At 31.9% G+C, this 20,704-nt stretch carries 27 protein-coding genes and 1 pseudogene; 13 read left to right on the forward strand and 15 right to left on the reverse strand.

Annotation, left to right across the window (positions count from 1 at the left end):
- Window positions 1-10: 10 nt before the first annotated feature.
- From AAHM80_RS08325 to AAHM80_RS08350, 6 genes are all read left to right on the forward strand, one after another.
- Window positions 11-511, forward strand: coding sequence for a helix-turn-helix domain-containing protein (locus tag AAHM80_RS08325; RefSeq protein ID WP_342259385.1), 501 nt, complete (start codon window positions 11-13; stop codon window positions 509-511).
- Window positions 505-684 (forward strand): hypothetical protein, encoded by a 180-nt coding sequence (locus AAHM80_RS08330; protein ID WP_342259890.1) that lies wholly within the window; start codon window positions 505-507, stop codon window positions 682-684. The genes AAHM80_RS08325 and AAHM80_RS08330 overlap by 7 nt, the downstream gene beginning before the upstream one ends.
- A gap of 113 nt (window positions 685-797) precedes the next feature.
- Window positions 798-1,022 (forward strand): transposase, encoded by a 225-nt coding sequence (locus tag AAHM80_RS08335; protein ID WP_250311652.1) that lies wholly within the window; start codon window positions 798-800, stop codon window positions 1,020-1,022.
- Window positions 1,023-1,044: 22 nt separating this feature from the next.
- Window positions 1,045-1,905 carry a hypothetical protein gene (locus tag AAHM80_RS08340; RefSeq protein WP_342259891.1) on the forward strand — a complete coding sequence of 287 codons (861 nt, stop codon included), beginning with the start codon at window positions 1,045-1,047 and terminating at the stop codon, window positions 1,903-1,905.
- 30 nt (window positions 1,906-1,935) lie between these two features.
- Entirely contained in the window at window positions 1,936-2,436 is a 501-nt protein-coding gene (locus tag AAHM80_RS08345) for a helix-turn-helix domain-containing protein (protein ID WP_342259385.1), read from the forward strand.
- Window positions 2,430-2,990, forward strand: a complete 561-nt coding sequence (locus tag AAHM80_RS08350) for an IS630 family transposase (RefSeq protein ID WP_342259384.1) — start codon at window positions 2,430-2,432, stop codon at window positions 2,988-2,990. Before AAHM80_RS08345 ends, AAHM80_RS08350 begins: the two co-directional genes overlap by 7 nt.
- On the opposite strand, the pseudogene AAHM80_RS08610 reads toward AAHM80_RS08350, so the two are convergent.
- Window positions 2,956-3,189, reverse strand: a pseudogene (locus AAHM80_RS08610) (hypothetical protein); the annotation flags it as partial. The gene AAHM80_RS08350 and the pseudogene AAHM80_RS08610 overlap by 35 nt on opposite strands.
- Window positions 3,190-3,262: 73 nt before the next feature.
- Between AAHM80_RS08610 and AAHM80_RS08355 the strand changes: the two are divergent.
- Window positions 3,263-3,763: a helix-turn-helix domain-containing protein gene (locus AAHM80_RS08355; RefSeq protein ID WP_342259385.1), complete on the forward strand. Its 501-nt coding sequence runs from the start codon at window positions 3,263-3,265 to the stop codon at window positions 3,761-3,763.
- The gene (locus AAHM80_RS08360) at window positions 3,757-4,317 is read left to right on the forward strand and encodes an IS630 family transposase (protein ID WP_342259384.1); all 561 of its coding nucleotides are present in this window, start codon (window positions 3,757-3,759) and stop codon (window positions 4,315-4,317) included. The genes AAHM80_RS08355 and AAHM80_RS08360 overlap by 7 nt, the downstream gene beginning before the upstream one ends.
- Before the next feature lie 128 nt (window positions 4,318-4,445).
- Here the strand turns inward: AAHM80_RS08360 and AAHM80_RS08365 are convergent, their stop codons facing one another.
- From AAHM80_RS08365 to AAHM80_RS08380, 4 genes are all read right to left on the reverse strand, one after another.
- On the reverse strand, window positions 4,446-4,664 hold the full coding sequence (locus tag AAHM80_RS08365) for a hypothetical protein (protein WP_342259892.1): 219 nt from the start codon (window positions 4,662-4,664) through the stop codon (window positions 4,446-4,448).
- On the reverse strand, window positions 4,639-4,947 hold the full coding sequence (locus tag AAHM80_RS08370) for a hypothetical protein (RefSeq protein WP_342259893.1): 309 nt from the start codon (window positions 4,945-4,947) through the stop codon (window positions 4,639-4,641). Before AAHM80_RS08370 ends, AAHM80_RS08365 begins: the two co-directional genes overlap by 26 nt.
- A 560-nt stretch (window positions 4,948-5,507) precedes the next feature.
- A complete protein-coding gene (locus AAHM80_RS08375) occupies window positions 5,508-6,068 on the reverse strand; it encodes an IS630 family transposase (RefSeq protein ID WP_342259405.1) in 561 nt (186 codons plus the stop codon).
- Window positions 6,062-6,562, reverse strand: coding sequence for a helix-turn-helix domain-containing protein (locus tag AAHM80_RS08380; protein WP_342259385.1), 501 nt, complete (start codon window positions 6,560-6,562; stop codon window positions 6,062-6,064). The genes AAHM80_RS08375 and AAHM80_RS08380 overlap by 7 nt, the downstream gene beginning before the upstream one ends.
- A 237-nt stretch (window positions 6,563-6,799) precedes the next feature.
- On the opposite strand from AAHM80_RS08380, the gene AAHM80_RS08385 reads away from it, so the two are divergent.
- Window positions 6,800-7,075, forward strand: coding sequence for a conjugal transfer protein TraD (locus AAHM80_RS08385; RefSeq protein WP_342260475.1), 276 nt, complete (start codon window positions 6,800-6,802; stop codon window positions 7,073-7,075).
- On the opposite strand, the gene AAHM80_RS08390 is transcribed toward AAHM80_RS08385, so the two are convergent.
- On the reverse strand, window positions 7,072-8,238 hold the full coding sequence (locus AAHM80_RS08390; protein ID WP_342259894.1) for a Fic family protein: 1,167 nt from the start codon (window positions 8,236-8,238) through the stop codon (window positions 7,072-7,074). The genes AAHM80_RS08385 and AAHM80_RS08390 overlap by 4 nt on opposite strands.
- Before the next feature lie 301 nt (window positions 8,239-8,539).
- On the opposite strand from AAHM80_RS08390, the gene AAHM80_RS08395 reads away from it, so the two are divergent.
- The 3 genes from AAHM80_RS08395 (at window position 8,540) to AAHM80_RS08405 (ending at window position 12,050) form a co-directional block, all read left to right on the forward strand.
- Window positions 8,540-8,776 (forward strand): P-loop NTPase fold protein, encoded by a 237-nt coding sequence (locus AAHM80_RS08395; protein WP_342259895.1) that lies wholly within the window; start codon window positions 8,540-8,542, stop codon window positions 8,774-8,776.
- Window positions 8,777-8,910: 134 nt separating this feature from the next.
- Window positions 8,911-10,194, forward strand: coding sequence for a P-loop NTPase fold protein (locus AAHM80_RS08400; RefSeq protein WP_342259896.1), 1,284 nt, complete (start codon window positions 8,911-8,913; stop codon window positions 10,192-10,194).
- Window positions 10,195-10,736: 542 nt separating this feature from the next.
- Window positions 10,737-12,050 (forward strand): IS5 family transposase, encoded by a 1,314-nt coding sequence (locus AAHM80_RS08405; protein ID WP_342259897.1) that lies wholly within the window; start codon window positions 10,737-10,739, stop codon window positions 12,048-12,050.
- 212 nt (window positions 12,051-12,262) lie between these two features.
- On the opposite strand, the gene AAHM80_RS08410 is transcribed toward AAHM80_RS08405, so the two are convergent.
- The 5 genes from AAHM80_RS08410 to AAHM80_RS08430 form a co-directional block, all read right to left on the reverse strand.
- Window positions 12,263-12,862, reverse strand: a complete 600-nt coding sequence (locus tag AAHM80_RS08410) for a phosphatidylglycerophosphatase A (protein ID WP_342259898.1) — start codon at window positions 12,860-12,862, stop codon at window positions 12,263-12,265.
- A gap of 8 nt (window positions 12,863-12,870) precedes the next feature.
- Complete coding sequence (locus tag AAHM80_RS08415; RefSeq protein ID WP_342259899.1) at window positions 12,871-14,091, reverse strand: aspartate kinase; 1,221 nt, start codon at window positions 14,089-14,091, stop codon at window positions 12,871-12,873.
- A gap of 158 nt (window positions 14,092-14,249) precedes the next feature.
- On the reverse strand, window positions 14,250-14,498 hold the full coding sequence (rpmA, locus tag AAHM80_RS08420; RefSeq protein WP_341755317.1) for a 50S ribosomal protein L27: 249 nt from the start codon (window positions 14,496-14,498) through the stop codon (window positions 14,250-14,252).
- Window positions 14,499-14,522: 24 nt separating this feature from the next.
- The gene (gene rplU, locus AAHM80_RS08425) at window positions 14,523-14,840 is read right to left on the reverse strand and encodes a 50S ribosomal protein L21 (RefSeq protein ID WP_341751386.1); all 318 of its coding nucleotides are present in this window, start codon (window positions 14,838-14,840) and stop codon (window positions 14,523-14,525) included.
- 328 nt (window positions 14,841-15,168) lie between these two features.
- Window positions 15,169-15,516, reverse strand: a complete 348-nt coding sequence (locus AAHM80_RS08430) for a hypothetical protein (RefSeq protein ID WP_341748348.1) — start codon at window positions 15,514-15,516, stop codon at window positions 15,169-15,171.
- A gap of 537 nt (window positions 15,517-16,053) precedes the next feature.
- On the opposite strand from AAHM80_RS08430, the gene AAHM80_RS08435 reads away from it, so the two are divergent.
- On the forward strand, window positions 16,054-16,473 hold the full coding sequence (locus tag AAHM80_RS08435) for a helix-turn-helix transcriptional regulator (RefSeq protein WP_341755318.1): 420 nt from the start codon (window positions 16,054-16,056) through the stop codon (window positions 16,471-16,473).
- A 59-nt stretch (window positions 16,474-16,532) separates the two neighbouring features.
- On the opposite strand, the gene AAHM80_RS08440 is transcribed toward AAHM80_RS08435, so the two are convergent.
- From AAHM80_RS08440 to AAHM80_RS08455, 4 genes are all read right to left on the reverse strand, one after another.
- Entirely contained in the window at window positions 16,533-16,856 is a 324-nt protein-coding gene (locus AAHM80_RS08440) for a hypothetical protein (protein WP_342259900.1), read from the reverse strand.
- The gene (locus tag AAHM80_RS08445; RefSeq protein ID WP_342259901.1) at window positions 16,819-18,843 is read right to left on the reverse strand and encodes an NB-ARC domain-containing protein; all 2,025 of its coding nucleotides are present in this window, start codon (window positions 18,841-18,843) and stop codon (window positions 16,819-16,821) included. Before AAHM80_RS08445 ends, AAHM80_RS08440 begins: the two co-directional genes overlap by 38 nt.
- A 193-nt stretch (window positions 18,844-19,036) precedes the next feature.
- Window positions 19,037-19,468 carry an IS200/IS605 family transposase gene (gene tnpA, locus AAHM80_RS08450; RefSeq protein ID WP_342259383.1) on the reverse strand — a complete coding sequence of 144 codons (432 nt, stop codon included), beginning with the start codon at window positions 19,466-19,468 and terminating at the stop codon, window positions 19,037-19,039.
- Window positions 19,469-19,584: 116 nt separating this feature from the next.
- Entirely contained in the window at window positions 19,585-20,559 is a 975-nt protein-coding gene (locus tag AAHM80_RS08455; protein WP_342259902.1) for a hypothetical protein, read from the reverse strand.
- Window positions 20,560-20,704: the final 145 nt, after the last annotated feature.

Raw genomic sequence — 20,704 nt, forward strand, 5'->3', positions numbered from 1 at the left:
AGGTACTCAAATGGCTAGGTTAATATTACCGCAAGGTTTTCATGGTCATGATTTTATAAAAATGATGAAACATGAGCCGCATGGTCGAAATCGTATACGTTTATTGGCGATGTATTACCTTCAATTAGGCAAATCTTTTAAAGCCATATCTGAAATAGTGAAGTCACACTGGAAAACTGTGCAATCATGGCTCAGAAGATTTAGGAATCATGGTTTTGAAGGATTATTTGAATCACAAAGAAGCGGTGCCCCTAGGAAGATTAACACTATACAAGAGTCTGCTCTTTTTGATAAAATCAATACGCTCAGTGAAAGTAAAACTGGTGGGTATATAACTGGAAAGGAGCTACATATCATGTTACTTGAGGAATATGGTGCTAAATGTACTTTAAAAACAGTCTACAATACTATGCACCGCCTTGGTTTTAGCTGGATTACTTCTCGTTCAATGCATCCAAAGTCAAATCAAGAGACTCAAAATACATATAAAAAAACTTCCCAGACATGCTAACAGAATTATTACCAAAAAATATCGATAGATGTAAAGTTGATATATGGTCTCAGGATGAAACTCGAGTTGGGCAACAAGGTAGCTTAACTCGTATATGGGCTAAGCGTGGCACTAGACCCCGTAAAGTTCGGCAACAGCAATTGAGGGTGTCAGAAAGTTTGTGTAAGTTATAAAAATAGTTAAGAATAAAATTAATTAAAACAACTTACATGAGGCTAATAAAGGCAACCGACATATAGCTTTACTAACGGATAATGCAGGTTGGCACACAGCCAAAAAACTAACTGTGCCAAGCAATATCACTTTGATACCGCTTCCGCCCTATGCACCGGAACTTAATGCAATGGAACAAGTTTGGGAATGGATCAAAAATCATTTCTTGTCTAACCAATGTTATGGTGTATATGAAGATATCGTCACTATGGCTTGTTACGCTTGGAATCAATTTGCTCATAATGTAGATTTAGTAAAATCAATTATGTATAGAGACTGGATAAATACACCGTGTTAATTATTACAATTGGTATGAGGTGTTGGCTAACAAATATGGTAGTAGTACGATATTAGATATTAAGCGTCAGGATAGCAAGTGGGGTAAGCAGGTTGCCATGGCATTATCTAATGGAGATGTTAGAAGAGCTGTGAGTATATTAGAAGAAGAGAAAAGGATTAAGTGGAGTTCTGATGCTAATGAGTCAATGCAAAGTTTAGTTGCCGATTGGTATAAGAGCAGTTACGCTATTGATGATAAAATAATACTAGCGGTAAGAAACAAAGACGTAGCAGCCTTAAATCATGGAGTACGTCAATATTTAAAGCTAGAGGGTAAGCTAAAGGGTCAAGAGATAGAAGTAGGAGGTAATCATTATATGAGAGGAGATCATATAGTGATAAGTAGTACCAACAAGGAGCTTGGTGTAGTCAATGGTGAACTTGGAGTAATATTAGATGTATCAACAAATAGATTTATTATATCGTTGAAGAATCCTAACTATATAAAAGACAGTAAGAATAGAAACAGCAGTAGTGAGTATAGAATGGTGAAATTCAATCCATCAGAGTTTAATAGTTTTAAACATGGTTATGCAGTAACAATATTTAAGGCACAAGGTGCGTCAATTAAAGATGTATATGTCTACCATAATGGTTTTGCTGGTCTTAGAAACAGTTATGTAGGTTTATCAAGAAATATCAGTGAGTTAAATTTATATGTTAATAAAATAGCCACTTTGGGTAGAGAGAGTTTAATTAGACAATTATCCAAGACGATAGATAGTGGTAGTAGCTTAAATTACTTAACGAAGGAGGAAGTTAATCATAGCTTAGAAGATATAGATATCTTAAATAAGATGAATGGTTTGATACCAATTGCAATAATTAACGCAGTGGTATAAAATGGGTTTTTAACTGATAAAGGTACTCAAATGGCTAGGTTAATATTACCGCAAGGTTTTCATGGTCATGATTTTATAAAAATGATGAAACATGAGCCGCATGGTCGAAATCGTATACGTTTATTGGCGATGTATTACCTTCAATTAGGCAAATCTTTTAAAGCCATATCTGAAATAGTGAAGTCACACTGGAAAACTGTGCAATCATGGCTCAGAAGATTTAGGAATCATGGTTTTGAAGGATTATTTGAATCACAAAGAAGCGGTGCCCCTAGGAAGATTAACACTATACAAGAGTCTGCTCTTTTTGATAAAATCAATACGCTCAGTGAAAGTAAAACTGGTGGGTATATAACTGGAAAGGAGCTACATATCATGTTACTTGAGGAATATGGTGCTAAATGTACTTTAAAAACAGTCTACAATACTATGCACCGCCTTGGTTTTAGCTGGATTACTTCTCGTTCAATGCATCCAAAGTCAAATCAAGAGACTCAAAATACATATAAAAAAACTTCCCAGACATGCTAACAGAATTATTACCAAAAAATATCGATAGATGTAAAGTTGATATATGGTCTCAGGATGAAACTCGAGTTGGGCAACAAGGTAGCTTAACTCGTATATGGGCTAAGCGTGGCACTAGACCCCGTAAAGTTCGGCAACAGCAATTCATTTCAACATATATTTATGGAGCTGCTTGCCATGATACAGGAGAAGCTTTTGCATTAATTTTACCATATGCAAATACACAGGCAATGAATAAATTCTTAGAAGACCTTTCTCGCAGTATTCAAGGCAACCGACATATAGCTTTACTAACGGATAATGCAGGTTGGCACACAGCCAAAAAACTAACTGTGCCAAGCAATATCACTTTGATACCGCTTCCGCCCTATGCACCGGAACTTAATGCAATGGAACAAGTTTGGGAATGGATCAAAAATCATTTCTTGTCTAACCAATGTTATGGTGTATATGAAGATATCGTCACTATGGCTTGTTACGCTTGGAATCAATTTGCTCATAATGTAGATTTAGTAAAATCAATTATGTATAGAGACTGGATAAATACACCGTGTTAATTATTGCAATTGGTATTATTCCACGATTTTGCTTTATTTCTGATGCTTGCTTTAGCTCATTACTTATTTCCTTACCTATTATTGATTGTGGGTTGATATATTGCATCACTTGTTTATCTTTGCCTATAGCAACCAAGTAATCTTCTGCTACTAAGTAGCTTTTACCTTTAAAATCATTTATTACTATATCATAAAATTTAACAGTACTAATACCAATTGCAATAATTAACGCAGTGGTGTAAAATGGGTTTTTACCTGATAAAGGTACTCAAATGGCTAGGTTAATATTACCGCAAGGTTTTCATGGTCATGATTTTATAAAAATGATGAAACATGAGCCGCATGGTCGAAATCGTATACGTTTATTGGCGATGTATTACCTTCAATTAGGCAAATCTTTTAAAGCCATATCTGAAATAGTGAAGTCACACTGGAAAACTGTGCAATCATGGCTCAGAAGATTTAGGAATCATGGTTTTGAAGGATTATTTGAATCACAAAGAAGCGGTGCCCCTAGGAAGATTAACACTATACAAGAGTCTGCTCTTTTTGATAAAATCAATACGCTCAGTGAAAGTAAAACTGGTGGGTATATAACTGGAAAGGAGCTACATATCATGTTACTTGAGGAATATGGTGCTAAATGTACTTTAAAAACAGTCTACAATACTATGCACCGCCTTGGTTTTAGCTGGATTACTTCTCGTTCAATGCATCCAAAGTCAAATCAAGAGACTCAAAATACATATAAAAAAACTTCCCAGACATGCTAACAGAATTATTACCAAAAAATATCGATAGATGTAAAGTTGATATATGGTCTCAGGATGAAACTCGAGTTGGGCAACAAGGTAGCTTAACTCGTATATGGGCTAAGCGTGGCACTAGACCCCGTAAAGTTCGGCAACAGCAATTCATTTCAACATATATTTATGGAGCTGCTTGCCATGATACAGGAGAAGCTTTTGCATTAATTTTACCATATGCAAATACACAGGCAATGAATAAATTCTTAGAAGACCTTTCTCGCAGTATTCAAGGCAACCGACATATAGCTTTACTAACGGATAATGCAGGTTGGCACACAGCCAAAAAACTAACTGTGCCAAGCAATATCACTTTGATACCGCTTCCGCCCTATGCACCGGAACTTAATGCAATGGAACAAGTTTGGGAATGGATCAAAAATCATTTCTTGTCTAACCAATGTTATGGTGTATATGAAGATATCGTCACTATGGCTTGTTACGCTTGGAATCAATTTGCTCATAATGTAGATTTAGTAAAATCAATTATGTATAGAGACTGGATAAATACACCGTGTTAATTATTGCAATTGGTATTATAGTTTGGCATATACATTATCCTTCTTGATTCTGCTTTGAGCGGCAAAATCATTTAGGGATATCTTTAGTATATGTCAAACACTATGATTCCACCGCTGAAAGCGGTGGCTTAGCATTTGGGATAGTTAGTTGTTATGTAATCAATGCGACCATTTTTTGCCACAAACTTAAATACCGTAACCCAACCGTATCCACGTAGGTGAATTTTTAGTCCCTCATCGGGAATCTCTAAACTTTCTAAGCTAACATTATGATTAACTTTTCTATTTTTTCTTAGGTTACTAACCCATTTCCAACCTAAATTACGTATATGTTTTAAATTCTCCAAACCCGCTATACCACGCATCCATTACTACGGCATAAGGATTGATCCCTCTTTCCTTAGCTAAAGTAAGCATAGCACAAAAATGCTCATTCTTTGTTTTTCCATCAGTTTCTTTATCATATATTCTATAATCTACAGGGGTAGATTGATCAGTTTTAGTATTGTAATGCAGTAAGTTGACCATCCCTATACCAGGTATAACATCATGTACAGCTCCAGAATATTGATAATGTACAAGCTCAATTTTCTTACTGTATTGCTTTGACAATAACGTGTCATCTCCCACTAATAAACAAGAAGCTTCCCAATCAATATATTTTGATACTTTTCTGTAGATCCCACTAGGTCGGAAATCTTTACTATTTAACCATCGACTTGCACTTCGTGAGATAGGTTTATTGGACTTACTTCAGATAATGCTTTACCACTATATCTTACGCTACTTGCTTGTAAAAATGATTTATATAAGTCTTTGCTACATTTTGATCTTGCCATGCTTAACTAAAACTCTTTCTTGCTAGATTAACATATTTTTTCCTAAGTGCGAAACTCCTGCATTTATTATTGCTTGCAGTCTTCTGTTGTATCAATTATCTGGTTCAGAAAAAAATATGAAAATTTTTTATTTTGGACTTTGGACAAAATCATCAAAAATATTCACTAATATCCTACTCAACAGTAAGATTAAAAGTGATTATTTATCGACTAATAAATACCTAAATATCTAGTAACAACACTCAATAAACTGTATCAATCTCTTGTAATCAAAGCTTTTATAATAAATCTTATTGACATAAGTGACTATTACAATAACATTGAACACACAATTAATACCAATTGTAATAATTAACACGGTGTATTTATCCAGTCTCTATACATAATTGATTTTACTAAATCTACATTATGAGCAAATTGATTCCAAGCGTAACAAGCCATAGTGACGATATCTTCATATACACCATAACATTGGTTAGACAAGAAATGATTTTTGATCCATGCCCAAACTTGTTCCATTGCATTAAGTTCCGGTGCATAGGGCGGAAGCGGTATCAAAGTGATATTGCTTGGCACAGTTAGTTTTTTGGCTGTGTGCCAACCTGCATTATCCGTTAGTAAAGCTATATGTCGGTTGCCTTGAATACTGCGAGAAAGGTCTTCTAAGAATTTATTCATTGCCTGTGTATTTGCATATGGTAAAATTAATGCAAAAGCTTCTCCTGTATCATGGCAAGCAGCTCCATAAATATATGTTGAAATGAATTGCTGTTGCCGAACTTTACGGGGTCTAGTGCCACGCTTAGCCCATATACGAGTTAAGCTACCTTGTTGCCCAACTCGAGTTTCATCCTGAGACCATATATCAACTTTACATCTATCGATATTTTTTGGTAATAATTCTGTTAGCATGTCTGGGAAGTTTTTTTATATGTATTTTGAGTCTCTTGATTTGACTTTGGATGCATTGAACGAGAAGTAATCCAGCTAAAACCAAGGCGGTGCATAGTATTGTAGACTGTTTTTAAAGTACATTTAGCACCATATTCCTCAAGTAACATGATATGTAGCTCCTTTCCAGTTATATACCCACCAGTTTTACTTTCACTGAGCGTATTGATTTTATCAAAAAGAGCAGACTCTTGTATAGTGTTAATCTTCCTAGGGGCACCGCTTCTTTGTGATTCAAATAATCCTTCAAAACCATGATTCCTAAATCTTCTGAGCCATGATTGCACAGTTTTCCAGTGTGACTTCACTATTTCAGATATGGCTTTAAAAGATTTGCCTAATTGAAGGTAATACATCGCCAATAAACGTATACGATTTCGACCATGCGGCTCATGTTTCATCATTTTTATAAAATCATGACCATGAAAACCTTGCGGTAATATTAACCTAGCCATTTGAGTACCTTTATCAGGTAAAAACCCATTTTACACCACTGCGTTAATTATTGCAATTGGTATAATATACAAATTGCAGGTTACAGCAAAGTAAATTATTAAAACTAAATTTTCTATTTTTGTAAATAATATTTTGTCCAAAGTCCAGTTTTATTGGAACTCTATAATTCATTGGACTTCTTAAATTTATTGTGCATTCATGACATGTAAGCAATAATGTCTAAAATATTTTACCATATGGAGAATGTTATAAAACAAAGATTAAAATTACAACAAAAGAAAGCCAAAATTATTACTGAAGAAGCTAAACTTAAAATTATAGAAAGAAAAATGCGTATTCGTCGCTTAATTGAACTGGGAGGATTGATTGCTAAAGCAAAGCTCGATGACTTACCTACCAATAGTCTATTTGGGGCATTAATTGCTTTAAAAAATGAATTAACAGAGTCCCCACATATCAAAGACCAATGGACTAAAATTGGTAAAGATATTTTTGATAATCCTGATTTTTAGACGATAAAGTAAGCGTCAGTCCTGATTTTCGTAGGTTCTTCCAAAATGTCTAATATTTGAGTGGCACAATATACTTTATCCCGTTTGTTATCATTTGTCTTTTTTATAATTCCTATTGCTTCAAGCTTTTGAATTGCCCTTTGTGCAGTGCTATAGGCAATACCTAACTCTGTTGCAATTTTGTTAGTGGTAAAATAGGGATTCACAGCAAAATGTTGCACAAGGTTCATAGTAACTTGGGAACCACTGCTTGCCACTTCAATTTTCCATTGATTTAATAATTCGTTGATACGTTCAGCACGTGACAAGACATCTTCAGATTGAACAGCTACACCATTGAAAAAATAAATAAACCACTCATACCATGTGCCTTTTGAGCTAACGTTATAAAGCTGCTTGTAATATTCATCGCGTGTTGCCTCAAAAAACGCACTTAAATATAACAGAGGAGAAGGCAACATTCTTTGCTCAACCAGCAGTAAGGTAATCAGTAATCGCCCAACACGTCCATTACCATCTAAAAAGGGATGAATAGCTTCGAACTGATAGTGGCAAAGTGCAATGTGAATCAACGGCGGCAACTGCCTATCATGTAAAAACTTTTCTAAATTCCCTAAACAATCCATTAAATTGTCAGGGGGTGGTGGTACAAATTTTGCTGTATTCAGAGTGCACCCAGGAGTTCCAATCCAATTTTGACTACGTCTAAATTCCCCCGGTGTTGCATGAAACCCCCTAACACCTTGCATTAATTGCTCATGAATTTCTTTGATTAGACGTAGCGATAAAGGCAGCTCTTCTAAACGCTTCAGTCCATAATCAAGGGCATTGATGTAATTTTGCACCTCCTGAAGATCGTCAGGATTTTGTTTAACATTAGCACCGGCATTAGCTGCTAAGATTTCACCAAGCGTTGCCTGTGTGCCTTCTATTTTACTCGATAGTACGGCTTCACGCATAATGAATGGACGCATAAGTAGATGAGGATTAGGCAGTCTGCTACCTTCACGTGCTAATTTGCCCAACAAAAAATCGGCACGAGATAAGGCATTGACCACAGAAACATCCCATTCAAGTTTTGGTGGCAAACTATTAGGCACGAAGGCATTATATCCTTTGGGCGATTTAACGATTTGTCCAGCCGGGGATTGTTGTATATCCATTTAACGATTTTCATTGATTATGTTTACAATATAATTACTATTATCGAAAAAGTCAATATACGCTAATAGAATGATTCCTTATCATCACCAATGAAAATAATCTAAAACTTACGCTATGTTATCTCAAGTATGACTAGAAGCCTTAGCTAAAAGTCATTTTTTCATAGTAAGGAATTTTAATAATATCCCAGTACTAAGCCACTTGTTGTAAAACATAGCGTAAGTTTTGTTAAGTTAACTTGACGATGCCTAATTCTGTAATATATAATCTTTTTCAGATTAATAAATGTGAGATATATACGTGACTTCATCTGATTCTCAATCATGCATTTCTAAACCAAATGAGCATATAGAAAAATACTTAGATGATTATTGTAATAACATGAGTAAAAAGAAGAGTAACTATGCTGTTCTAATTGCTGGAGATTGGGGAATAGGTAAAACTCAGTTTATCAACAAATACATTGATTCATTGCACAATATAGCATATATAAGCTTAAATGGTATATCAAAAACATCTGATCTTAGTAAATGTTAAATACTCTACTACAAATAAATGCCAAGTTTTCTCTACGCATGCTAATCAAAATGCTCATCAAATTATTTTTCACAGTATTAATAACTGTGCTATTGATATCACCAATACAATGTTTTATAAAGGGAATATTCTTTTTGAATCCTATAACAGAAATAATAGAAATAGTAGTATTAGGAATAGGAATAGGAGTAGGAGTAGGAGTATGGCGATGTTGGGATACTGTATTTGCATTTTTAGCAGAGCATATAGCGACAAATGTAGTGGTATATAAAGTATATTCTCTATTATTCCCAAAGAACTCATTTGTTTTAGTTTTTGATGATCTAGAAAGATCTACAATTCCAATAGAAGAATTATTGGGATACATTAATTACTTTGTTGAGCAACAAAAAGTTAAAACTATTATTATTGCTAATACAGAGCAAATTGTTAATAGATATCCAAAAAACCAAGAAAAAGATAAACAATTAGGTACATTCAACATAATAAAAGAAAAAATAATATCTATTACTTTTCCCCTCACAGCGGATGTTGATGATATAGTAATTACAATATTGAATCAAGTAGAAGCGGAAGAACTAAAGAAGAAATTACTAGATTTAGCAGATCATATCATAAAGATTTTCAATCAAGCTGATTATAAAAATTTTAGATCTTTAGAACACAGTATACTTTCCTTTCAGAGGTTATATCGCGATGCATTAAAACACTGTGATAATATTAATGATAATAAGTTCCGGACTATTTTGGAAACATTCTTAATCTTATCATTAGAACATCATTACAGTGATAAACTGGAAACAAAACTCTGGTCGAACATGACCAACGACGATGCTAAAAATGGCGAAAAAAGTTTTTATGACAAATATAAGAAATACTTATGTCAGCTGATCTATAAATCATACTTGAGTAGGGAAATATGGGCAAACATTATTTTCAAGAATAAAATCGAGTGTGAGAAAATTAAAACAGAATTAAACACTGCTTTGTATCGTCTGCTTCGATACTATTCTAATCCTTTAGACGATGACACATTTAACAGGTTGATTAATGAGGTAAAAAGTGATCTGAAAGCGACAAAGGTGGAGGAGGAAGGTAAAGTCAAACATATAATTAGCTTACTTATGCATTTTCAGAAAAAAGGAAAGATAGAGATTATTAATATAAACGAATACATTGGTTATGCAAAGAAAAATCTTGAAAAGATTTATAATAACCTAGCCTACGAGACATTGAATAAGATGCACAAAAATTTTTATGATCAATTCACAAAATATTTGTATGATTGTGGACATGCTTTTCATAGTGAAGATGATGATGACTTTAAAAAGTTCATTGACGAATGCCAAGAAATTAGACAGACAGTAATAAATTGTAAAAAGCGAAACATCGAAGCCAAGACTAAATCTGACAATTAGCCTTAAGTTTTAGTTGACATCAAATAAAACATTTGTGTGATTGGATAAAAAATTTTCAGAGCTGTCCACATAGTTTTTATACCTGGAGGAGCAGAGTATTTTGTATGTTTGTATCCACTAAGTCTAGCAATTAATCAGGATTTCCGCCCAATAGATATTTGGTAGTAAAAGATATAATTAATTACAACTATTATAAATTAATTTAACTTGATTGTATCAGGGTTATTGAGATTTGTGACCTCAATTCATTTGTTACTAAAAAACTATACTTTTGATATTTTGTGGAAATCCTGTTAATTTGGACTTTGGACAAGTTGCCATTAGATTTGGAGATAAAATTCGTCCCAATTAAAAGAAACTTGCATTAAGCAAATATTGGTATGTAGTTAATATTTTAATTCAAAACTTACGCTATGTTATCTCGTCTGTCCGGCAAAACTCTATAAGTCTTATAGATAATAGTTTTTAATGGCAGAAAATAATAAAGAAATCCATAAGAAAATGTTAAAATATGCTAATAAACCTTATGGATTTCAGTCAATATGCCAATAGAAAATATTATCAAATCACAAAAACAAGGAAAACTTTTTGGTTATAAATTAAAAGAAGAATTAAACTCAAATAATAAGCTATATAAATTAAGAGAATTAATAAATTGGTCTGTTCTAGAAGAATGGTTATCAAAAAATGTTTCTATTAAGAGATTTGGTAGAAATAGAAAATGTCATAGAGTGATGCTTGGTGTAACGATGCTACAAGCAATGTATAATTTTTCAGATTCATTATCAGAGGAAGAACTAAAAGAAAACATGTATTGGCAATATTTTTGTGGGTGGGAATATATAGAAACAGATATAGCGATGTCGGAAACTAGCATAAGAAGATTTCGTAATTTATTAGGTGAATTTGGATATAACGAGATATTAGCAGAGTTGATAAGAGTTGGAATAAGAACTAACACAATTAAAAAAAAAGATTTGGAATTGATAATTGCTGATACAACGGTACAAATTAAGAATATCAAGCACCCACATGATGTTTATTTAATGGATAAAGCTAGGATTAGTATTGTGAAGCTTTGCCAAAGTTTGGGTATAAGTTTAAACGAAACCTACGCTAGAACCTATAAGCGAGATATAATAAAGCTCTGGAAGTATAAAGAGCATAGCAAAGCCAAGAAGCGTTGGAAAATAATGAAGCATTTAAAAACGTTACTTGGTCGTTTGGTTAGAATATGTGAGCGTGAGATAAAAAATCAGAAATTAAACTTATCTATCACAGATCAAGAAGTATTGAAAAAAGTAAAACAAATACATAGCCAATCTGTTTTAAAAAGAGAAGAGAAAAAGCAATACAAAGAACAGAATAAAATATTGTATAGTTTTCATGCCCCTGAGGTAGAGTGTATAGGGAAGGGAAAACGAAACAAGCCATATGAGTTTGGCAATAAAGTTGCGGTAGTAGTCAGTGGTCGTAGAAATTTTGTACTGTCAGCAAAATCGTTTCATAATAATCCTTATGATGGTCATACATTGCAGCAGAGTTTTGAAGCGGTAGAAAATGTAACTGGAATAAAGATAAAAAAATCGTTTGTTGATCTTGGTTATACTGGCAGCAATGTTAAAGAGAAGAGTAAGGTATATACCCCAAAAACTCGGAAAAAGTTATTGAAAGAAGACAAGTGTATGATCAGGAGACGCAGTGCTATAGAACCAATAATAGGGCATTTGAAACAATATGGCAGGATGGGCAGAAACTTCTTGAAGGGTGTTGATAGGAGATGTGATCAATCCAATAATCTCTGCTATAGGTTTGAATTTACGATGTATTGCCAATCATTTACACATCATGCCTAACTCTACATAAAAAAATTATCATTAAAAAACTTGCTAAACGATTAAAAAAATCGTTAACAATAAGCTCATGTAAAAATTTTACTAAAACAGAAATTTTTCAATAAAATTGAAAACAATTTTTAATTTTAGTGCAAATATTAGAATTTTTTTTGTAAAAATTTTATTCAATCATAGATTATGGGGGCTTTAAATATTTTTGGCGGACCGACTATTTAGCCAAACCAATTTATTAAAGTAAAAGTGATAGCATAATGCATGACTGAAGCAAAGATTGCTGCTGCAATGTCATCTACCATAATACCAACACCCCCTTTGATATTAGCATCGAGCCAATTTATTGGCCATGGTTTTATTATATCAAAAAATCTAAATAACACTAAGGGCAAAGCAAATAAAAAGATAAAATTTATTAGTTGTGAACTTAAATATTTTGTAAGTCCTGAGTAGTTTACGAAAACCACAGAAAAACAACTTAGTATTATTGTTAGCATTTGACCAACTACCTCATCAATCACCACTTCTTTTGGATCGTCCTGTGTATCATACTGTATGTATATTGAAGAGAAGTACGTGCCTAATATAAATAACAATAGGCAAATCAAAAGAGTAATAATAAAGAGAGTAATAAGTTGTGCTTGTAAAGTTGTGAAATTAGTAAATGAAAAAATTAGTTGATTAGTTATAGAAAGATATAAGATCAAGTAGCACAAAGGGAAAGCAGCTAAAGACCCAAATGTACCAGGACAATATTTTATTCTACCTATATAGAAAAAAGTTACAAAAAGTTCTACAAATTTTTTTCTTTTAGACATAATTCTGCTTAATTTTCTGATAATTCAAATAATTGATGCAAACAACGTATTGTTTTCTCGGTATCTAGGTCTTTTATTAGGATAGAAATTTTAATTTCTGAGATTTGTATCTTTTTCACTGATATATTTTCTTTTTCTAGTTCATTTAATACCATACCAAGTAGGGTCTGATCATTTTTAATACCATAACCAATAATTGATACTATAGAAATTTGACTATCAATGATCAAATTATTTATTTGATTAGTATTTTTTAGATCATCTAGTAAATGTTGTAATTTATTTTTATCGGATAGTTGGATAATGAAACTATATTGTATATTTGTCTTAATATTTTCCATTAATTCTAGGTGAATATTATGGTCAGCGATGAGTTTGCATATCTTAGAAAAACTCAATTGGGAGGATACCAGTAATTGTAATAAATTTTTGTTGGAAGTAATACCAGTAATTTGCCTATTTTCCATAATTTTATCTCTAGATGTTATTAGTGTACCATTTTTTTCGTGGTATAATGGGAATAAAAACGACGATAAAACGCGTATGGGTACATTATATCTAATAGCAACCTCTAAGGAACGTGGATGCAGCACTTTAGCTCCACAAGATGTAAATTCTAGCATTTCTTCAAAACTAATCTGTGATAATTTTGTTGCTCCCGGGACAATGCGAGGATCGGCAGTAAACACTCCTTCCACATCAGTGTATATATCACATCTATCAGCTTTCATAGCAGCTGCAATTAAAGAGGCGGTAGTATCTGATCCTCCTCGACCAAGCGTTGTCAACCTATTATTATTGGTAACACCTTGGAATCCAGCAACTATTGGAATGATGTTTTGCTTAATACATTCTATTAACAAACTAGTAGAGAGTTGTTCAACCAAAGCTTTGCTATAATTATCATTGGTTAGAATCGGTAATTGCCATGCCAGCACAGATCTTGCACTCATGCCTTGTTCTTGTAGTTTAAGGGCTAGTAAAGATGCTGTTACCATCTCCCCGCTACAAAGAGCGGCATCATATTCTGCGAGTTCTGAATTGGTCTTAAGACTAGAGACTTCATTACATAGAGTAACTAGTTGGTTGGTAACCCCGGTCATAGCTGAAACGACAATTATTACTTGATTGCCATGCTGCTTTTCAAGCTTAATTATTGGAATAATTTCTTTTATTCTTGCAATGTTAGCAACGGAAGTTCCACCAAATTTTTGAACTATTATTGACATAAATCTGCAAGCGTAATTTTCGATGTTATTCCTACGTAGGTAGCAGAACCTAAAAAAATAGACCAAGAGGGTTTGTTAAACTTTTTTAGACCCCTGTCTACGCAGGGGTAACATTGTGTGGTGAATAGGGATGACATCTGCAGGCAGAAATAGCATCATCACTGCACAATATTGACTATTTTATAGTCTCTCTTACTAGAAAATTCTACTTTGCCTGCAATCAATGCAAATAACGTATGATCTCTACCAAGTCCAACATTTTTACCTGGGTAAAATTTAGTACCACGTTGTCTAACAATAATGTTACCTGGTATCACATATTGTCCATCATATTTTTTAACACCCAACCTACGACCGATCGAGTCTCTGCCGTTTCTAGAACTACCACCAGCTTTTTTAGTTGCCATTTATATATCCTTAAATAAATCCTATTATAGTTTAGTAATGTCTAATATTTTCAGTTCGGTCAATTCCTGCCTATGACCAGTCTTGCGACGATAATTCTGACGACGTTTTTTCTTAAAGACAATAACCTTACTATCTTTAAACTGGTTAGTAATTTCGGCAGTAACAAGAGCTCCTTTAACCATTGGCGTACCTATAAAAGATGGCTTTGAATCTTCACCAATCATCAATATTTGGTCAAATTGGATTTTTGCACCTCTTTCACCGTCAATTTTTTCTACTTTGATGACACTGTTTTTGCCGACTTTATACTGTTTCCCGCCTGATTTGACGATTGCGAACATGAAAAATATCCTAACTAAAATTTAAACAAATTAAGTCGACATTATATTACCAGCAACTATTTTAGTCAATAGCAATTCGTAATTAAATAGATAATGCTATAAATAAAAGATAGCCCGTATTATTTATAATAATACAGTTTCTAATCATTATTATTGACCTTGTATTGTTGACATGATTAGTATACTCTTCTGCTCCTACGAATTGTTTTTTGAAAATACCATGGATTCGCATGTTCACCATTCATTTTCAAATCCAATTCTTCAAATCATTTGAGTATAACAACGATAGTTGCTTGCCTTATCACAACCACACATTCTGTCTTCTATGCTATAATTTTATTTTGGTTTTACTATTACTTATTTTGGATTTATTTGTTGACTCTTCAGTTGTCTTACACTTTTCTTGTTGTTCAAGTATGCTCAAAATACTTTTGATATACAGTTCGATATCCTCTAAGTGATACACTACGCTTAAAATGTTATCATCTCTTTTACTGGTTACAGCACTTAACTGTTGTAGTTCTTTAAATAAACGAGATGTATCTGCCTTAGCTTTGCCAAATATATTTGAGAAATCTTTACTAGTTATATTTATCTGATGCAAATATTTCAAAGATATTAAGATTAATAAACCTTCAATAATAATTAATATTATTGCTAAGTATTGCTGCCACATTCTAATTTCTTATTGTTTTGTTATGATATCGCTTCAACATGTTTTTTTGTGAACTATCTTGTTCTTTTAATATTGGGATTAAAATATCTTGAGTTGCATCTTGCTTTCCATACATACTACCCCAATTCGTAATAAGAATTAGTTAATTCTTATTACGAATTGGCTTTAATATAAGGAAAAATGCATTCTTGAAGCAATTCTGCAAGTGCATTTTAACTTTTTTCACCATTCAATATGTGATTTTAATTATTAAAATCACATATTGAATGGAGTGTTATATTTTAACAATCAGGTGTAGAACCGCTTCAAACCTGACTGTTTCTATATATAACACTGAATTCGATGTAACAAGTTACATCGAATTCAGGTTATTTAAATAAATACTTTGACAAACTACTTTACCTTGTACAAACTTTAGTATATCAATACAGTTAATACTTATAATATTATGCATAATAATATACATTTATTTTTAGTGTATATAAATATATAATATTGTCAACTGAAATGTCTAACTAAATTCATTTATTTATAAGAATGTCACACTTAATTATTAAGAAAAATATTGAAAGGCTATTAAAAGAAAAAAATTGGCGTGTTGCTGATCTTGAAAATAAGATTGGACAAGGTAGAAGCGTTACAAATATATTCAGGGGTACTTCCAAAAATCCTACTATAGAAGTATTGCAATCTATAGCAGGTGCTTTTAATATTGAAATTCAAGAATTATTATTAGATCACGATAACCAAGATTCTATACTTAATATTTCTTTGCTTCGTGATACTTGTGATAAAATCATTAATGAACTTGAGCTAATTCACTATCCTATTGCTGTAAGGTATAGTAACGTATTTGCTCTTATTAAAGAAGTATACGAATACTCTTCACAGTTGAGTTTAAATAAAGCTGATGAAAATTTTACTAAATGGCTTATTCAAAAACATTATAAAAAATAACTCTAATATTTAGATTAACACTGGGTTCTAGAGCATTATTCACTTCAGACAATATGCTTTTATGGGCATACTCCATATAATTTTTTACTCCTAGGGTGATCAGAACCAAAATATGTCAAAAGAAGTGAGTAAAAATAAGTGCATTGTATATGTCTGTCACTTTTATTGGTTAATTTCGTAGCAGTTTTTGCTGCCTGAGAGAAGGCATAACTTACATTATCCATATTGCCGATGTTTTTAATATTAAATATGTTCCAATAAATATTTTTAGCTAATCTATAATTAATCATAGCCTCTTCTGCTTTCCCTAAAGTACTTAATATATTTGCTTTTACTACTAAAGCATTAGCTAAAAATATATCTATGGAATTCTCTAACTCCATTTTCCCTATTGTTTCTATCTTGGTCTTGTATCAGTATATCAACTGCTTTTACTATATGTTTCCAAGCATCATTCTGCCTCTTTAGTCCTAATTCAGATTTTGACAACTCTGTTAAACAATATGCTATTGTTGTAGATGTGATATCTTTAATTTCATTTAGATCACTACTCATTATCTTAGTATATACATCGTTAGTTATAGCGTAAGCCTCTTCAAATTTTTGCATATTATTTAGTATTTCTGCTTGCAAAGTATAAATGGGTGCAAGCCATGCATTTTCTTGTCTTAATTCTACATCACTTATTTGTGCCAATATCCTAGATTTATTTAGCTGAGCTTTTTCTTTACTTATCGTATCTATAATTGCTAATAAAGCCTGCTGATACTTTCCTTGAGTTAATAATATTCTAGCCATACCATAATCTATCATGCTTGCTTTATGCATAAAGTTTTTATTATTAAGCATTATACTTTGTATAATATGTAAGTTATCTTCTGCCTCCTTTACTTGCCCTGTGAATACCTGAACTTGAAACATTTCATAATAAATTGATGATTTTGCTACCTCATTGTTTGGTAAACTATTTATGGCGTTTTTAGCCTTCACTAAATATTGCATGACTATATCTGAATGGTGATTAACAACAAAGTATTCATATCGTCCTATACGTCCTAAATACCTACTATACGCTACTTGCTCTAATTCTGTCATATTTTGCCAAATCAACTTATGTTCGTGTTCTTTAAACCAACTTACCATTTTTTTGGCATTATATGGTTCTCTAGAACGTAAGTAGTAGCCAAGTAGGCTATTATGCAAGACCATGCTTGTATAAATATTACTATTATACTTATCCGCATTAGCTAGCAGTACTTCTACATTACTTTCAAAGGTATTATCCTGCATAATTAAATAAAATTGATTTACCATCTCCCCTGACATTAAATGTTGTATTTTAATAAGTAGTTTATCAATAGTTTTCTTATTAGTAGCTAAATCGTATATATTTAATATCTCATATTTTACTGCATCATGCATTCGAAATACTTTTTTATTTCTATTGTTACTAATTTGTTCAATTAAACCAAATCTTACTATCTCATCAATTAAATCGGATAATTTCTTCTTATCATCTACTAGATGTTCTAGTAAATTATTACCTATTTTTTGATTATTTAATAACGCCATATAGTATAATAGTGTTTTGGCTTCTGATGTAATTTCATTTAATACTATTGATAAATGTGTATTTAATTTGTTATCATGTTTTCGTATATAATTTATATACTCTTTGATTGTCATGTGGTTATTGCTTTGTAAAAAAATAGCACTATGTCCAATTATATTAGTTGGATAACCTTTTAAATTACATGCCAAATCTTTTTTAAATTCCTCTGATCGCTCGTCTATAAGCTTATTAATTGCCATAAAAATGTCTTTTTCTTGTAAATAAGGAACTGAGATTCTTGGTAGTAAATATTGACTATCTTGCGAACAAATCATAATATGTCCATTATGATGCCAATCAATAATATCCTTAATTTTGTTATTTTCATTAATATGTAAATTATCGAATATTAATAACCACCTCCCCTGAGGTTTAAGATATGTCATAAGGTTTTGTTTAACGCTTCCGGTACTTTCTGAAATGAAACACCCCGTTTTTGAACATATTTTTTGATTTATTTCTTTGGCCAATAAAACAAATTGTGGGATTAAATCTATACTTGCATCTAAAAACGCAATAATATCGTAATCTTGTTGATATTTTTGTGCATATTTTCTAGCTATTTCACTTTTTCCTATACCACTGATACCTGTAATACCTACTATTTTGTCTCTTATTAATAACTTTCTTATGTTGTTAATTTGTTCCTCATGATTAACGAAATAGTATACTGGCTCTTCTTTATTAAAAAGAAGTACTGCATATGCTTCACAAGTAGGAATTACTACTATAAATAGTAATAGTATAAAGTTTCTCATTTTAAGTCGTTAAGTTTTCTATACTTATTCATTTTAATTATCTGTGCCTTTTGGGTAGTGTCGGTATTTAACTCTGTTGGTACATTATCTAGTTTTATTTCTATTGTTGTAGAGTACTTATTTTTAGTCAGAACGCCCTCGCAAAGCGAGGGGCTTGACGGTTATGAGCAGCCCAAAGGGCTGCCATTGTTAATTAAAATTCTCCTGATTCGTCAGAGCCTAAACTATCAAGTTGCTCTTGATTCTTAATGTAGTGTTTGATCTGATTCTCTTCAAATCCTACAGTTGAGACCGCATAACCTCTAGCCCACAACTTTTCTCCATTAAAATTACGTTTTCGTCCACCAAACTGCCTAGCAACGGCTATAGCACTTTTCCCCTTGATATAGCCTATTACTTCAGCTACAGAATATTTAGGAGGAATCTTGATGAGCATATGCACATGATCTTGTACCATATGCCCCTCTATGATCTTTCTCCCACGTTGAAAAGCTAACTCATGGAATACGTTCCCAAGATATTTTCTAACCTTCCCGTACAATTCTTTTTTACGACACTTTGGAATAAACACAATATGATATTTGCAATCCCATTTAGAATGATTTAAACTTTCGTATGTTGTCATATATTTTCTCCTTTGACCGTCAAGCCAAAGAAGTTATATATGATAACTTTTTATTTTATACTAAATCTAAAGGCCAAGCCTTGATGGTCTCACTAGTCAAACTAGTGGCTTACCTATCATTGAGTTACTTGACAATTTATTTTAAAACTTTTTAACAAAATAAATATTTGTCCCAAATTTAATATGTATAAATTAGCTGTATCATTAAATATTTTTTCAGAATATCTTACTGCTAAATTTTGGTCTAAACTAAACCCTTCACCGATAAAGGTAATCAAGTTGTTTTGAAATATTAACTTTACACATCTCGATCTTTCTGTATTTTTATTAAAGTACAAGATATTAGATAATACACTAACCATAATTTGGTTAAATATTTCCGATTCAAAAGGCACTTCAAGTGTCTCTATATTACTGACTATATCTAATTTAATATTAGAATTATAGCAAGCTGTGTATCCTGTATAATAACTTTGTAGATATAAAATTATCGGAGTTAGTTTTATTGTATGGTAGTTAATTTCATTGTGGGACTCTAATGTTGTTATTGGTAATGGAAAATATTCACTATTATATCCTAGTTCTTCTTCTACATTAACAGTATTAGAGATATTAAATGATTTTTTATTATTACTACTTTTAGAATAGTGATAACATTTTAGAGTAAACTCTTCGTTTATTTTGTGAAATAATAGAATATTTTTACTATGTTCCATACTGTTAGTTAAATCTGTCTCTAACTTGTTAAGTTTAAGTTTAATTTTTTTATCTCTATAAGATAGATACAATACTATTATACATAGTACTAAAATTGTAAATACAGAACCTATATTTAATAATAAAATTTGCTGCTTAACCCTAGAGATAGCTTGTTGTGTATAATAAGAATTAGGAGAAATTTGTATTGAGATATTATAAGTGAGGTCTTTATTAATGTAATACTGCTTGTTCACACTCTCCTGAAATTCTACCACACCATTAGATATAATTGAATGATTATTAATAGTAATATTGTATTTAAATGCTTGGTTTGATACTATATCTAGTAGTTCTTGTAGAGTGGTATAAGGTAGATCATTCTTGCCATACACGCTATTTGGTATATGATACTTCGAAATGAAAACACCTAATATGTTCTTTTAAAATAGAGATTTGATCAGATATATCATTACTACTTAATATATAATTAATATTAAATTTATCAACTAAAAGCGATCTAATTATATTATGATATTC

The sequence above is a fragment of the Candidatus Tisiphia endosymbiont of Metellina segmentata genome (genome assembly GCF_964030715.1).
GTDB lineage: Bacteria > Pseudomonadota > Alphaproteobacteria > Rickettsiales > Rickettsiaceae > Tisiphia.

What these genes read in the sequence shown, in the direction of transcription:
- AAHM80_RS08380 (WP_342259385.1), bottom strand. Translation starts at nt 6,562, where the DNA reads ATGGCTAGGTTAATATTACCGCAAGGTTTTCATGGTCATGATTTTATA.
- AAHM80_RS08350 (WP_342259384.1), top strand. Translation starts at nt 2,430, where the DNA reads ATGCTAACAGAATTATTACCAAAAAATATCGATAGATGTAAAGTTGAT.
- AAHM80_RS08390 (WP_342259894.1), bottom strand. Translation starts at nt 8,238, where the DNA reads ATGGATATACAACAATCCCCGGCTGGACAAATCGTTAAATCGCCCAAA.
- rpmA (WP_341755317.1), bottom strand. Translation starts at nt 14,498, where the DNA reads ATGGCAACTAAAAAAGCTGGTGGTAGTTCTAGAAACGGCAGAGACTCG.
- AAHM80_RS08345 (WP_342259385.1), top strand. Translation starts at nt 1,936, where the DNA reads ATGGCTAGGTTAATATTACCGCAAGGTTTTCATGGTCATGATTTTATA.
- AAHM80_RS08405 (WP_342259897.1), top strand. Translation starts at nt 10,737, where the DNA reads ATGCCAATAGAAAATATTATCAAATCACAAAAACAAGGAAAACTTTTT.
- tnpA (WP_342259383.1), bottom strand. Translation starts at nt 19,468, where the DNA reads ATGACAACATACGAAAGTTTAAATCATTCTAAATGGGATTGCAAATAT.
- AAHM80_RS08440 (WP_342259900.1), bottom strand. Translation starts at nt 16,856, where the DNA reads ATGGAGTTAGAGAATTCCATAGATATATTTTTAGCTAATGCTTTAGTA.
- AAHM80_RS08385 (WP_342260475.1), top strand. Translation starts at nt 6,800, where the DNA reads ATGGAGAATGTTATAAAACAAAGATTAAAATTACAACAAAAGAAAGCC.
- AAHM80_RS08355 (WP_342259385.1), top strand. Translation starts at nt 3,263, where the DNA reads ATGGCTAGGTTAATATTACCGCAAGGTTTTCATGGTCATGATTTTATA.
- rplU (WP_341751386.1), bottom strand. Translation starts at nt 14,840, where the DNA reads ATGTTCGCAATCGTCAAATCAGGCGGGAAACAGTATAAAGTCGGCAAA.
- AAHM80_RS08330 (WP_342259890.1), top strand. Translation starts at nt 505, where the DNA reads ATGCTAACAGAATTATTACCAAAAAATATCGATAGATGTAAAGTTGAT.
- AAHM80_RS08415 (WP_342259899.1), bottom strand. Translation starts at nt 14,091, where the DNA reads ATGTCAATAATAGTTCAAAAATTTGGTGGAACTTCCGTTGCTAACATT.
- AAHM80_RS08410 (WP_342259898.1), bottom strand. Translation starts at nt 12,862, where the DNA reads ATGTCTAAAAGAAAAAAATTTGTAGAACTTTTTGTAACTTTTTTCTAT.
- AAHM80_RS08435 (WP_341755318.1), top strand. Translation starts at nt 16,054, where the DNA reads ATGTCACACTTAATTATTAAGAAAAATATTGAAAGGCTATTAAAAGAA.
- AAHM80_RS08445 (WP_342259901.1), bottom strand. Translation starts at nt 18,843, where the DNA reads ATGAGAAACTTTATACTATTACTATTTATAGTAGTAATTCCTACTTGT.
- AAHM80_RS08360 (WP_342259384.1), top strand. Translation starts at nt 3,757, where the DNA reads ATGCTAACAGAATTATTACCAAAAAATATCGATAGATGTAAAGTTGAT.
- AAHM80_RS08375 (WP_342259405.1), bottom strand. Translation starts at nt 6,068, where the DNA reads ATGCTAACAGAATTATTACCAAAAAATATCGATAGATGTAAAGTTGAT.
- AAHM80_RS08430 (WP_341748348.1), bottom strand. Translation starts at nt 15,516, where the DNA reads ATGTGGCAGCAATACTTAGCAATAATATTAATTATTATTGAAGGTTTA.
- AAHM80_RS08325 (WP_342259385.1), top strand. Translation starts at nt 11, where the DNA reads ATGGCTAGGTTAATATTACCGCAAGGTTTTCATGGTCATGATTTTATA.